The sequence below is a fragment of the Microcoleus sp. A6-C6 genome (assembly GCF_036705955.1).
Classification (GTDB): domain Bacteria; phylum Cyanobacteriota; class Cyanobacteriia; order Cyanobacteriales; family Microcoleaceae; genus Microcoleus.
The window spans coordinates 1-13,259 of sequence record NZ_JAUBVR010000061.1 but is presented as its reverse complement, the minus strand read 5'-3'; the positions used below and the strand labels follow the sequence as shown (position 1 = coordinate 13,259).

Below are 13,259 nucleotides of genomic sequence, written 5' to 3'. Positions count from 1 at the left end.
GAACGTCAAACAAAAATAAATCAACAACTTACTGTATAAATTTTCCTTCTTCCTCCTTCTTCCTCCTTCTTCCTTCTTCCTTCTTCCTTCTTCCTTATTCCTTCTTCCTTCGATTTAGCCTCTTTTAGTAGATTGCTTCGAGCGACCAAAAGCAGCTTTTTGTCGATCGGCCCTATCTTGAAATTTGTTACTAGACTGCTTCGTACTTTCTCCTTGGTTTAAATAATTGGCCAATTGGGCGATCGTCGGATGCTGGAACAATTTCACAACTGGCAAGTCTTTTTGTAGTAGAGCCCGTACTTGGAGGGCAATTTGCAGAGTCATCAGAGAATTGCCTCCAATCTCGAAGAAATTGTCATGAATCCCCACGCGATCGAACTTCAGCAACTTAGACCAAATGCCCGCTAGCACTTTCTCCAACTCGCTCTGCGGTGCCGCGTAACCCTGCGACAGTTCTTGTCGCTGCGAGTCAGGTGCTGGTAAGGCGCGGCGGTCAATTTTGCCGCTGGGAGTCTTCGGCATCGCCTCCACAGTCATAAAAATCGCAGGCACCATGTAATCGGGGAGTTGCCCTTGCAAGTAGGCGCGGAGGTCGGCAATTGCCAGTTGCTCTTCTGAATTGACTGCTAAATAAGCCACCAATCGTTTGTCCCCCGGTGTGTCTTCCCGCGCTAGCACTACAGCTTGTTTGACGGCCCGATGTTTTGCTAGTGCGGTTTCAATTTCTCCCAACTCTATGCGGAAGCCGCGAATTTTGACTTGGCCGTCAATCCGCCCGATGTACTCGATGTTACCGTCGGGCAGGTAGCGAGCTAAATCTCCTGTTTTGTAAAGGCGATCTTCTTCATCCTCGATCGCGCTTACTTCATTGTATTTAAAAGGATTAGGAATAAATTTTTCAGCAGTCAAGTCCGGGCGGTTGAGGTAGCCGCGTGCTAAACAGATCCCCCCGATGTACAGTTCACCCGCTACTCCTAAAGGTACAGGCTCACCATTCATGTGTAACAAATATATTTCCGTATTGGCAACAGGGCGGCCGATCGGAGGCAGTGCGGGCCAATTTTCCGGCGGGCCGCTGAGGGTATAAGCTGTGACAACGTGGCTCTCCGAGGGGCCGTATTGATTGTGCAGGGTGCAATTTTCTAGCTGCTGAAAGAAACTGACTATGTAACGGTTGACTTGCAACTGTTCGCCGGCGGTGACTACTTCGCGCAGCGATTTTGGTACTAGCTGATAGCTATCGGCGGCTTCGGCTAAGTGTTGCAAGGCGATGAAAGGGAGAAATAGTCTTTGAATCTTTTCTGTGTCGATTAGCTGCAACAAACTCCGTGGATCTCGCCGCATTTCTTCGGTGATGAAAACGAGGGTGCCGCCCGCACACCAAGTACAAAACATTTCTTGAAATGAGACATCGAAGCTGAGGGAAGCAAATTGCAGGGTTTTGGCTGCGTCTTCCAAGGTGGAGTTTTGCAGTTGCCACGCAATTAGGTTGACTAGGGCGCGGTGCGGGAGGAGAACTCCTTTGGGTTTGCCTGTGGAACCGGATGTATATATTGTATAGGTTAAGTTGTCGGGAGATACGGTGCTGGCGGGGTTTTCGGTGCTATAATTGGCGATTTCTTGCCAGTTTGCGTCCAAACAAACGGTGCGGGCTTGATGTTCTGGCAAGCCAGAAACTAAGTGAGATTGTGTGAGTATAACGGGAGTTTTGGTGTCGGCTAACATGAAAGTCAGCCTTTCTTTGGGATAAGCTGGATCGATCGGCACGTAAGCTGCGCCTGTTTTGAGAATGCCTAAAACGGCGATCGCAATTTCTAAGGAACGTTCCATGCAAATCGCGACTAAAACATCGGGCCCGACTCCTAATTCCTGCAAGTAATGGGCTAGTTGATTCGATCGCGAATTGAGTTCGCGATAGGTAAGCTGCTGTTGGGAATTGTGGGGAAAAACGGCGGCAATGGCATCGGGCGATCGATCGACTTGCGCTTCAAATAATTGGTGAACGCATTTGTCGTCGGGATAATTTGCCTCAGTTTGATTCCAGGCCTGCAATTGAGCAATTTCGGCTGCTGTCAGCATTGACAATTTGCTGATTTTCTGCTGGGGATTCGCGGCGATACTTTCGAGCAAAGTTTGCAGGTGTCCCAACATTCGGCTAAGGGCGTTATCATCGAACCGCTGGCGATCGCCCGCAATTTTCAGCAGCAATTCGTCTCCCCCGTATCCATAAACTGTTAGGGGAAAACTCGTCTGTTCAAAAACCTGAAATTCGCGATTTTTCCAGTTACCGCCTAGAGATTGGAAGGCAGAATTGAATTGGTATTTTTCAACTACTAGCAAGCTTTCAAATAAAGCGCTGCTGCGGGAGATTTCGCTCCATTCTTGAGTTTTTGCCAGCGGTACGTTACTGTATTCTTGCAGCGCATTCCATTGATTTTGCAGTTGTTTCAGCCAATCGATCGCTGGCATTTCTGGCGTGACAATTACTCTCAGTGGCAAAGTATTGATGAACAACCCTACTGCTGGTTCTATTTTTTCTATATTTGGCGATCGACTGTTGCAAATAGATCCAAATACTACATCTTCCGAACCGGAACAGCGGCTCAAGAGTAAAGCCCAGACTCCTTGCAGCAGGGTATTCAGGGTTAATTGTTGTTTTTGAATTAGAGAGTTTAAAGCTGCGGTAACACTGCTAGAAAGCCTGATTTCTGGTGAGGGTAAATTTTCTTGCGGGTTTGCTATCTTCCCTACCGGGGAAACACCGCCAACCAAAGGGGTACGATCGCAAAAACCGCTTAAGTATTGCCTCCAAAATTCTTCTGTTTTCGAGATATCTGGCTGCATCCGATCGCTGCGAGCTCGATCGCCATTTGGCGCTGTTAATTCTAATTGCCGATCGCCAGTCAGGGCTTCGTACAAGGTAAAAACTGCTTGCAAAACAGTTATTGCCGAGGTACTGTCAAGCAAAATATGGTGATAAGTCCAGATGAGTTTGTATTTGGTTTCCGCAACTCGGAACAAAGCCAAACGCATCAGCGGCGGTTGAGTTAGGTCAAATCCTTGCAGGCGATCGGCTTGCAAAAAGGTTGCGAGTTGGCGGGCGCGATCGCCCTCCGATAAACTGCGCCAGTCTTCCTCAACAATTGGCACTTCGACTTGTTGGTGTACAGTTTGCACCGGCACCTCTCGATCCAACCAACTAAAACTCGTTCTCAAAACTGGATATCGATCGACACTTTGGCGCCAAGCTTGCACAAAAACTGAAACATTCAATTCTTCGCCCAGGGTGCACAGTACCTGTTCGATATCTACCCCTGACTGTTGGCCCGAAAGGCCCTCGAACAACATCCCCTGCTGGATCGGTGAAAGTTGATAGGAACATTCGCTATCAGTTGCTACAGATTGGGGACGGTCGGCTGCTGGCAAAGACATACTTACCTGCGAGTATTGAACTAAAAACTTAGGAACAAGTGTAACGGAATTTTTAAGACTTCTTTTAATTAACCATTCAGGCAAAAGCGCGATCGCCAGCATCTGAATGTTGTGTTTTTTACTGTAAATAAATTTTTATTCTACCAACCGAGGCTAACTCAAATTTTACCCTCCTGTCAACTCACACATATTCAGCCTACAAATACATTCTATGCCTAGCGTCTACCGTTTCGCAACCGTATAATTACATAGGATGCAGCCACAGTAAAAATATCGATTTCACAAGTCGAGTCCTATTATTTGCGATTTATTGTCGATCGATTCGATGTCGGTGTTTTCCGCAGCCGAGGGTAAATTTTGCGACGTTATTAACTGCCTGCTAAACCAGGCTTCTGAAATTCGTTGGGTGCCCAGAAACCGGGTTTCTACGACAAATTTGGTGGAGTAACAACAATATAGGAAGAAACCCGGTTTCTCAGAGTCGTGGGTGCCCAGAAACCGGGTTTCTCCAACAAATTCGGTGGAGTACCAACAATATAGGAAGAAACCCGGTTTCTCAGAGTCGTTGGGTGGCAAAAAACCGGGTTTCTGCGACAAAGTTCGGTTAGTACCAAAAATTCAGGAATAAACCTGGCTTCTCAAATTTCTTGGATAACAATAAACCTAAGTTTTTACGCTTTCGGCTCAACCCAAACCGTCATCCCTTCAACCCTCAAACCTTTGCCGCGAGTGCCGCAATATTGACCGTTAGAAGTAACAGGAGTATCGCCCACATTTTGAATATGAGCGGTGTAAGATACATCGTACTTATCAGCTTGTGGGCCAGTCAGCCGCGCAGCAAATCCTTCAATTCGCTTAGCTTTACCCCGGAAACCGGCGATATCCCCTTCCGAGATCCAAGGAGTATCGCCAACTCCTTCAACGTGAGCCATGTACTGCAAATTTAAACCGGCAGTCGGAGGATCTATTTTAATTTGAAATCCTTCGACGCGGCGGCCTTGAGCTTTTGTACCGGCGTATTCTTTATCGCTAAAAGTGCGATCGCCAATTCCTTGAATATGCGCCAACACTTTTAAACCCACAGGCGCCGCAACTTGAGAACTCGCAGACGGCGCGATCCAAACTTTGATGCCCTCAATTCTCAAACCTTTGCCGCGAGTGCCGCAATAATCGCCGTTGGAGGACACATCGGTGTCGCCGATATTCTGAATGTGAGCGCTATAAAATACGTCATACTTATCAGCTTGCGGCCCGCTCAACCGCACGGCAAATCCTTCAATTCGTTTCGCTTGACCCCGAAAACCCGCTAATTCCCCTTCGCTAATCCAAGGAGTATCGCCAACACCTTCGACGTGAGCCATGTACTCGACTGTTAAGCCGGCAATTGGTGGCTCGATATTAATCAGAAATCCTTCGACGCGCCGCCCTTGAGCTTTAGTGCCGGCGTATTCTTGAGCACCGAAAGTTCGATCGCCAATTCCTTGAATATGCGCCAACACTTTCAATCCCAAACCGCCCTCTACAGGCGCTTGTTGAATGTCGCGAGGTGCCCCAAAGACAATGTTGCCGGAGCCGGTTGTTTGCAGGGATTTAGGTACTTCCACGCTAGGAACAATAATCACCTCGTGCATGGGGGCCGTCGCGGCGGGGGATTCCAAAATTTGGATTTGTGGTGCAACTGTAACTTGTTTCGGCGCGACATTTCCCGACGGGATGATAATCACTTCAGGCAAGGGTTCGGCGCTGATTTTGGGTTCGGGCGCTGTTTTAAATGCGGGTTCGACTTTAGCCGGTGCTGCTTTTACCATCTCAGTAATGGTTAATTTGCCTCTGGAAATGGCGACGGCTATTTGTTTGCCAAAAGCGGCGCTGACTGTTTCTTCGAGGATAACCCATTGTTCATCATCTAGTTTGTCTTGCTGTTCCACCAGTGCGAGCACTGCTGCAACTGGGTGTTTGCCGCTGATTAAGGATTCTGCGTCGGAATGCAGTTGAGTTGGGGCTGATTCCGAGATGGCGCGGTGCAGTTCGCGGGCTTTGCCATGAACTGATTGTAAGGGCGCGAAGTCGTTTTGTTCACGGTGGGCGATCGCCAATACTCGATCGAGCACTTTCAAAGCCGCGTCGCGAATTTCTGCTTTACCTACGGAAGCTGCGGCACTCTCGACTAAGTTTTGAATGTCTTTGAGGGAAGTAATTTCCCCTGGGGTGAGGGCAGATTTATTGAGTTGGAGAGCTTGTTTTTGGACTTCTGCAAAGTTTCGGCTGTAGGTGGCGACTTCTTGCAGTAAGCTGTCGGAGAGAGGAAGGCCGGAGTCTTGCAGTTGTTTGGCTGCTTGGGATAGTCGATCGGCTAAATTACCATAAGTTTCCGATAATCTGGCTATTTGTTGTAACAAATCTTTATGTGCTGCTTCCATAGGTCTTGCCGTAAATATTTAACTTGATGATTATAGACGGTGAGCGTCTTCTGAAGGTAGAAGGCTTCTGAAGGAAGAAGGAAGAAGGAAGAGGGAAGACGGAAGAGGGAATATTTTTCCATCTCCCGCACTCCCCATTTCCCCCTCTTCCACTCCCCATTTCCCCCTCTTCCACTCCCCCGCGTGATCTCCGTCACACCCGTACAAACACTTAGTCACAGTTTGGGAGTCCGGCTGTCACGGCCGGCCATTAAAAATGTCACACAAATTGAGCAATAGCCGTCACTGCGGAGTCAGTGAAAACCGTTGATACTGAGGCTATTCAACAAATAAAACTGGGAAGTGTTATGGTACTGATTCGCGATCTCGCTCAACAAGCTCTGAGCCTAGGTTATTTAACTCTTGAAGCCGAAAATCAACTGCGGCGGATGTTAACTACCACCAAGTATGACTTGGAAGACTTAAATGCTTTTATGAATTTGCAACTAGCAGCCATGTCGGGCTTGGTAAAACAAGAGTCTCGCGAGCTCAAACAATTTGAAATGTTTGGCGAGACAGCCTCGGAAACTTCCTGTTAGTAATTATTTAGCTTTTGACACCTGGAATTTTAGTAAGGAACATTTTGATCATGCTGATTCGTGAAGTTGTACAACAAGCTATTGCCGCTGGATATCTGAGTTTGGAAGCAGAAAATGAAATGCAGCAGAGTTTTTCCTCAGCCAAATGTGATTTGGAAGATTTGAATGCTTTTATGAGTTTGCAGCTAGCTGCGATGGCGGGTCGCGTGCGGCAAGAGTCTTTGGAATCGATAAAATTGTCCAACATTTATGATAAAAACTAATCCTGTTTATTCAGTTTTTGGGCTGGATAGACATTGATTCTGCCCAAAAACCAAATAATATTATAAATTAGGTTTCTGCTAATTCTTATAGCGGTTCTCAAGCGTGGTGAGGTATGCTCTATGCCTTATGCCCTATGCCCTATGCCCTATGCCCTATGCCCTATGCCCTATGCCCTATGCCCTATGCCCTATGCCGTTCGCGTACCTGATCTTTCTGAGAAAGGCTATATCTGTCAGTTTCAACTGCTGCCAAAGAGTCCGATTGCCACGCGATTTTAACTGAAACTATTTCCGACGACTCCGACGCTCCAACTCTTTAATTACTCTCAAAACAAACAGCGACATGAAAGCGCCAATTAATGAAAGTTGCCACAACCCGCATCCTGCCGCCGTTCCTAAGGCTGCTGATACCCAAATAGCGGCGGCAGAGGTAAGCCCGTGAACTTCTGGTTTGCCTACTTCCTGCTGACATTCCCGCAGGATTTCTCCACCTCCCAAAAATCCAACTCCGGCAGCAATGCCTTGAATTACGCGCTCTATAGCATCTCGTTCGTTTTCATTTTTACCTATTGCCAACGGTATTAAAACAAACAGTGCCGAGCCCATACTTACGAGCATATGAGTTCTCAAACCCGCTGGTTTGTGTCTGAGTTGGCGCTCCCATCCAATCATTCCGCCAACAAACATGGCCAGACACAACCTTAATAGTATGCCTAGCCAATTATCGGGAGACCACAAGTTAGCGATCGACAATGTTTTACTGCAAATAATTAATCGGAAGATTCCAATATTACCGCAGCACGATGTCCGATCGCAATCTCACTGCCAAATCTTGTTCCGGGCGAATCACGATCACGTCAACGCTGCGCCGCCCCAACAATACTCCGGCTAATGCGCCGATTCCAGCGCCGCCCAATACTTCTTCAGTGGCGATTGCTTTGTCGCCGGTAATGCCTGCTAGCGCTGCTGCTGCTGCCGCGCCCAATGCTGCACCTTGCGCGACTGAACCTGTTCCAGCACCTTTTTGAACTCTTTCGGTTCTGGTAATAATTCCCGAATAGCCATCAATCCGATAGCGTTGGCGGCGGCTGACAATTAACTCGCTGGCAACAAATTGAGTACCCCTTTGATTGCCCCTTCTAACAGGTCGCAATTCCCCGACAATCTGGCTACCCGCGGGGATTAATACTCTTCCTTGATCTGTGCGGATATCTCGCGCTACTGTTAATGTTAAAGGTGAAGTTTCATCGGGGGTGACAACAATTTTGTTTTTTTCGTAGCTCACTTGAATTACAGTACCCGATGGAATTCGGATGCTATCAAATTGTGAAATTCGTTGTTGAGCTTCGGCCGGAGTAGCTACCACCAGCGGCGCGCTGGTTGCAACTGTAATGCCCGCTGCGAGGATTGCTGCTGTTGCTGAACGCCATGTTTGAGAAGTAATCATATAATTTGTCTCCTTGCTTTGGTTTTGTTTTACTTAGGAATGTACTACTGCTAAATCTGTTTGTGGTTTCGGATTCATGTGATGTTTTAATGATGGCAGGTGGGAATTCTGCAAGTTGGGAAGATAAGGTAGATAATCAAGAATTTTAAATTTTGGCAAAATCTCGAAAATCGACCGGATTGGGGCGATCGGGAAGATAAGGTAGATAAACAATCAAGACGGTGGTTGAAACCGCGTCTACACAAACAATGTCCGCCTCCGCGGACTCAAGATAAGATGGGACGTACGGTTGAAACCGCCCGGTCTTCTTAATTTTTGAGAGCGTTTAAGGCTAACAATCCAGCACCGAAAGCTGGTTCGGATCGGGGCAAAATTACCTTAGCATTCGGGGCGATCGCACTTATGGCACTTTCAAACCTACCCCGAAAATTAGCCTCGCCACCCCACACACCTCCGATCATAACAATTTCAAATTCTTCTGTTGGTCTAAATAGCGCTGAAATGGCTGTTTTTGTGGAAAATGTCAATTCTGCCACAGCACGCTCAATAATGCCGTCAGCGACACGATCGCCCAATGCTGCGGCTCGATCGACAATCGGCGCTAAAGCTGCAATCTCTTTCACTCCCCAACCGCGCCTGTAAACGACATCTACCAATTCTTCTAGGTGATTTAAGCCTAAATGCGTTTGAAATTTTTCCGCCAGCGCGGTAAACTCTCCGCGTCCATCGTAGAACTTCAAAGCAGCTTGCAAACCACCAACGGCGATGTCATATCCGCTACCTTCATCGCCTAAAATATATCCCCAACCGCCGACTCGTTTAGTTTTGCCTTGACGGTTCTGCCCGAAAATAATCGAACCAGTTCCAGCAATAACCGCGATACCTACTGAATGGCCTGTGCCGCCAACAAGTGCGATCGCGCAATCGCTGCAAATTACGATATTTCTCGGTAAGAGCGATCGGGTTATTGGCAAAGTATTCGTCAACTGCAAATTCTGCACTATCAACTGCACTATTTCAAGATCTTTGGGACGCGCCACGCCTGCTAGTCCCAGACAAATTGCTTCTATGTTGAGATTGACATTTGGCTCTATTTTAGCAGATATAACTGCTCGTTCGATCGCCAATTGAATTGATTCTTTGGCTTTCTCAATTCCCAGCGTTTGATAATTTGACGGCCCTGCTTCGCCACGTCCCAAAACAACGCTATTTTCGTCCATTAAGATGCAGATAGTTTTAGTCCCGCCGCCGTCGATGCCAAATACGTAATTCATTTAAAAAAAGTTTAATTTATCTTTTTAAGTAACATCTTGACGGCTGCGACACAATGTGGATATGCTCTGTGGTATGGGTTGCTTTGCTTAAAGGAAGCACCCGGCGGCCCGAAAATCTAGTTGCACTGCCCAAAGCTGTTACCAGCAGCAATGGACAGCTAACCGCCAAACTGATAACGCAGTCTGGAGGCTAATCGAGAATTTTAGCATTCTCTGTAGCCGCCCTGCTCGGTGTTGATGTGCGGGGCGGCTGGGTTTTTGGGTTTTTCTAGCCCAAAAACAAAGAGAAAATATCATGGCACAAGAGTTTTTACCTAATTCTGACGACTCCGATCGTCCGAATGACGGCTCAGCAGTGGCAGAACAAGAGATATTGCGGGTAGCGGTGACAGGTTCCCGCGATGGAGTTTTGCAAACTATCAGTACCTTGCACCAATTGGGATTTGCTAAAGCCGGTGATTGGAGTCGCTTGCAGCGAGGAGCAAAGTCTGGTGAGGTGGTGAGCGTTCTGATCGTCCGCCGGAAGCGAAAAGTTATTGATATTCCGGGCGAATAGGCATTAATCCGCTGTGAGGCGAGTTTAGCTGGATTCGCCTCTGTTTACCAGGATATTGATTAGATCTCTTGCAAAAGTCCTTTTAATCAAATTTTGGCACGGGCAAGATGCCCGTGCCACAAAAATATTTTTTTCTGTGGAACGGGCATCTTGCCCGTTCCTACCTATTTTTGCAAGAGGTCTATTTGTACGATCGCACTTTTCAATCAAAAAACCCGGTTTGCGTAGGGCACACTGCTTCTACAGAAACCGGATTTCCCAGCATTGAGATCGATTTTTATACATTGTCAGGGTCGATTCCTGCTGCTCTGAGTCGATCGAGCAATCGCTGTTTTTCCAGCCGCTCCTGTTCTAACTGAGTCTCAACTTGCTCTAACTGAGTCTCAACTTGCTCTAACTGAGTCTCAGCTTGCTCTGCCCGGTGTTTTTCAACTTCAGCTCGCTCCGAACCAATCAGCAGCAAATTACCATCCAAATCCCACCACCGCAACCAGATTTGTGTTTGATTCTGATAGCTGCCTTCCCACAATCCCAACTCCACTCCTAAAGGCCCAATCGGATAATGCCCGCGCTCGTTGGGAGCTATTTCTTGATAGCAGCCATCTGCCAAGTGATAAACTTCTAACTTGTTAGTTTTTATCTCGAAAATGCCGTAGAAAAGTATGTGGATGATGCGCTCATAAACCCAGAACTTGCCAGGGTTTTGTACTTCTCCAGCTTCATTGTACAAAGGAGTTTTGTCTCTTTCCTCAGAGCCGTTGCCGGAGGCAAATTCGATCGCAATTAACGGAGCTAAATGCTCTTTCCATAGGACGTAGGAGCGGCGAGTTTGACCGTTTACTTTCGCTGGTACGCCGGGAACATAGAACCAGTCCGGGGCTTCTGCACCCTTTTCTGCGGGTTCGGTTTCTCGCCAGTAGATGCCGCAGTCTTGACCGATCGCATATCGTCCGTCAGGATGTCTCTGCTCCAAAATTGGCCCGATCGAATCTGTGAGAATTATGCTCTGGGGATGTTCTTGAAAGTTCTTCACAAATGTTCCGTCTGACTCTGGTAATTGGGTGTGATCGGGAAGAGGTTTTTGTAAATCTGGGATGATTGTAGAAGTCATGGGATTTCCGATTTCCGATTTTAGATTTCCGATTTTAGATTGTTAACCGCAGATACAATCTATCGATTTTAGATTGTCATCCGCAGGTATAATCTATTTTGGGGACAAGCAATACAGGCTTTCAATCCTGTTACTAAATTTTGTGTGTATCTATTCTAGACTTGGTACAATTATATCAAATGGATAGGGCAATGCTAATAATAATTAAACCAAATAAAGCCAACCAAACGAGATTTCGCTGACACCAATTTTTGATTGATTGTGGCAGGCCGCCACTGATGTAATTGGTAGTCTGTGGCACAAGTGGCTCGGCTTTGTCGTGATAAAGCGTACATTCTTTGGCGAGGGGACGCTGCGGGTAGTTGCAGGTGTCGTCTTCGTGGTAAATACAGGTATTGCACAAAAATTCTGCGGATGCCGATCGATAAAGCGGGATACCCGGATGACCGAAAGCTTTGAGAGGGGTTTTGCAGTGCCCACAGGCGATCGATCGGGAGTCTACAGGTTGGTGACAGCGGGGACACTCAGGCATTAGACAGCACGGTGATTGGGTAATTTTGTCGGCAGGCTTCTTAGCGGGTTTTCCGAACGCCCATTGGCGAGTTAGACTCGCCAGCAGGCCGCTGGATGCTCCAAAATAGAAAGGTAGGTCAGCGCTGATGTAACTTAAATTGTACAAAGGGTTTCGCAGCGACCGCAGGCGACCTGAGCCGATCGGGTATTTTGGGGCAAACAGTAGGAAAAATCTATGGATAACAATAGCAACTTACTCAAACAACTGGTAATGCTGGGCATTGGTACTACCTCCCTGGTGGCGGAGAAATTGCAGGAAGCCAGCGAGCAATGGGTCAAAGATGGCAAAATCAATCCCGAACAAGCCAAAACCTTTGTCGATGACGTGACTGAACATCTCAAGTCCGAGCAGGGCAATTGGGATACGCAGTTGCAGCGCCAACTCCGAAATATGCTGCAAGATATGGGCGTTCCCCGACAGTCCGAAATGGATGAGTTGCGCGGAAGGCTCGATCGTCTCGAACGTCAGATGCGGGATTTGGAAAACCGTAACTGGCGCTGAGTGCGATCCTCTTTGATGGCTTCGCTCCGCCCGATCGCACGCTTGCTACTATCGTGTGATAAAATTGTCACCCGAACGCAGAAGGCTCAATCAGGCACTTATGTAGAAAGCAAAAGGTAGAATTACAAACATTCTGACTTCATACTTTCTTTTGCCTTTAAAATTAACTGGCAGCCGCCATCTTTTGGCGGAAAAGTTCAGATAAAATTTTGTAGTTCTGGTTGTACAAGATGTCTTAGATATCTGAGAGATCGCCGTTAAAAGTATCAGGAGGATTAATTTTGCGAGGAATTCTGGTCAGCTTGGGGGTAGTGGTGGTTTGCTTTGTGTTTTTGATAGTCGCTCAAATGAGCGGTTATGTATCCACAGCAGTGGCTTCCGAATTGAATAATCCTGTAACCGATGCTGCGCTTGAGATCCTCTCAGCGAAGTCTTTCACTGAAGATAGCTTGCTAGTAGCTGATGCTAATTTACCAAAGGAACCAGCTACTATCGCTGGCAATAACATGACTGATAATACTGAGAAAACTGTCACCACAGATTCGGGTCTGAAATATGTTGAATTGAAAGAGGGTGATGGGGCGACTCCAAAAACCGGTCAGACGGTTGTGGTGCACTACACTGGCACTTTGGAGGATGGCACGAAATTTGATAGTTCGCGCGATCGCAATTCTCCTTTTCAGTTCAAAATTGGTGTCGGCCAAGTAATTAAGGGCTGGGATGAAGGTGTCGGTACAATGAAAGTTGGAGAACGCCGCAAGTTGATTATTCCCCCTGAACTCGGTTATGGTGCTCGCGGTGCGGGCGGGGTGATTCCTCCTAATGCTACGCTGATTTTTGATGTGGAATTATTGAAAATCGCTGGCTAGGTAGCTCAGCCTAACTAAGTGTAAAACTTTTCGTTTAAAAACCCGGTTTCTTTTAAGAAACCGGGTTTCTGCATAAGTCCTGGGTAAATCGACCTAATTAAACGTAAAATACGGATTGCGAAAAAGCTTGCTGTGTGTTCCTTCTTCCTTCTTCCTTCTTCTTCTTCCTTCTTCCTTCTTCCTTCTTCCTTCTTCCTTCTTCCTTCTTCCTTCTTCCTTCTTCCTTCTTCCTTC

Annotated in this window: 13 protein-coding genes; 5 read left to right on the top strand and 8 right to left on the bottom strand. The window is 47.1% G+C overall.

Annotated elements, in window-relative coordinates; genetic code table 11:
- Positions 1 to 20 precede the first annotated feature (20 nt).
- The 3 genes from QUB52_RS21310 to QUB52_RS21300 all read right to left on the bottom strand — a co-directional run bounded on the left by QUB52_RS21310 (position 21) and on the right by QUB52_RS21300 (position 5,852).
- Positions 21 to 149: a hypothetical protein gene (locus QUB52_RS21310; protein ID WP_332974638.1), complete on the bottom strand. Its 129-nt coding sequence runs from the start codon at positions 147 to 149 to the stop codon at positions 21 to 23.
- Positions 115 to 3,432 (bottom strand): non-ribosomal peptide synthetase, encoded by a 3,318-nt coding sequence (locus QUB52_RS21305; protein ID WP_332974637.1) that lies wholly within the window; start codon positions 3,430 to 3,432, stop codon positions 115 to 117. The genes QUB52_RS21310 and QUB52_RS21305 overlap by 35 nt, the downstream gene beginning before the upstream one ends.
- Positions 3,433 to 4,103: 671 nt before the next feature.
- Positions 4,104 to 5,852 carry a hypothetical protein gene (locus QUB52_RS21300; RefSeq protein WP_265235362.1) on the bottom strand — a complete coding sequence of 583 codons (1,749 nt, stop codon included), beginning with the start codon at positions 5,850 to 5,852 and terminating at the stop codon, positions 4,104 to 4,106.
- 347 nt (positions 5,853 to 6,199) lie between these two features.
- Between QUB52_RS21300 and QUB52_RS21295 the strand changes: the two genes are divergently transcribed.
- Both QUB52_RS21295 and QUB52_RS21290 read left to right on the top strand, forming a co-directional pair.
- Positions 6,200 to 6,430 carry a hypothetical protein gene (locus tag QUB52_RS21295; RefSeq protein ID WP_265235383.1) on the top strand — a complete coding sequence of 77 codons (231 nt, stop codon included), beginning with the start codon at positions 6,200 to 6,202 and terminating at the stop codon, positions 6,428 to 6,430.
- 50 nt (positions 6,431 to 6,480) lie between these two features.
- Positions 6,481 to 6,693 (top strand): hypothetical protein, encoded by a 213-nt coding sequence (locus QUB52_RS21290; RefSeq protein ID WP_375339799.1) that lies wholly within the window; start codon positions 6,481 to 6,483, stop codon positions 6,691 to 6,693.
- Positions 6,694 to 6,978: 285 nt separating this feature from the next.
- Here QUB52_RS21290 and QUB52_RS21285 read toward each other — a convergent pair whose 3' ends face one another.
- The 3 genes from QUB52_RS21285 to QUB52_RS21275 all read right to left on the bottom strand — a co-directional run bounded on the left by QUB52_RS21285 (position 6,979) and on the right by QUB52_RS21275 (position 9,414).
- Positions 6,979 to 7,392: an MgtC/SapB family protein gene (locus tag QUB52_RS21285; RefSeq protein WP_332976267.1), complete on the bottom strand. Its 414-nt coding sequence runs from the start codon at positions 7,390 to 7,392 to the stop codon at positions 6,979 to 6,981.
- Positions 7,393 to 7,483: 91 nt separating this feature from the next.
- Positions 7,484 to 8,140, bottom strand: coding sequence for a hypothetical protein (locus tag QUB52_RS21280; protein ID WP_332974635.1), 657 nt, complete (start codon positions 8,138 to 8,140; stop codon positions 7,484 to 7,486).
- 308 nt (positions 8,141 to 8,448) lie between these two features.
- Positions 8,449 to 9,414: an N-acetylglucosamine kinase gene (locus tag QUB52_RS21275; RefSeq protein ID WP_332974633.1), complete on the bottom strand. Its 966-nt coding sequence runs from the start codon at positions 9,412 to 9,414 to the stop codon at positions 8,449 to 8,451.
- Between the two features lie 295 nt (positions 9,415 to 9,709).
- On the opposite strand from QUB52_RS21275, the gene QUB52_RS21270 reads away from it, so the two are divergent.
- Positions 9,710 to 9,970 carry a hypothetical protein gene (locus QUB52_RS21270; protein WP_332974631.1) on the top strand — a complete coding sequence of 87 codons (261 nt, stop codon included), beginning with the start codon at positions 9,710 to 9,712 and terminating at the stop codon, positions 9,968 to 9,970.
- 277 nt (positions 9,971 to 10,247) lie between these two features.
- Here QUB52_RS21270 and QUB52_RS21265 read toward each other — a convergent pair whose 3' ends face one another.
- Both QUB52_RS21265 and QUB52_RS21260 read right to left on the bottom strand, forming a co-directional pair.
- The gene (locus QUB52_RS21265; protein WP_265235357.1) at positions 10,248 to 11,081 is read right to left on the bottom strand and encodes a Uma2 family endonuclease; all 834 of its coding nucleotides are present in this window, start codon (positions 11,079 to 11,081) and stop codon (positions 10,248 to 10,250) included.
- Positions 11,082 to 11,256: 175 nt separating this feature from the next.
- Complete coding sequence (locus tag QUB52_RS21260; protein WP_265235381.1) at positions 11,257 to 11,613, bottom strand: zinc ribbon domain-containing protein; 357 nt, start codon at positions 11,611 to 11,613, stop codon at positions 11,257 to 11,259.
- Between the two features lie 216 nt (positions 11,614 to 11,829).
- Between QUB52_RS21260 and QUB52_RS21255 the strand changes: the two genes are divergently transcribed.
- Both QUB52_RS21255 and QUB52_RS21250 read left to right on the top strand, forming a co-directional pair.
- Entirely contained in the window at positions 11,830 to 12,156 is a 327-nt protein-coding gene (locus QUB52_RS21255; protein ID WP_265235356.1) for a phasin family protein, read from the top strand.
- A gap of 281 nt (positions 12,157 to 12,437) precedes the next feature.
- On the top strand, positions 12,438 to 13,025 hold the full coding sequence (locus tag QUB52_RS21250; RefSeq protein WP_265235355.1) for an FKBP-type peptidyl-prolyl cis-trans isomerase: 588 nt from the start codon (positions 12,438 to 12,440) through the stop codon (positions 13,023 to 13,025).
- Positions 13,026 to 13,259: the final 234 nt, after the last annotated feature.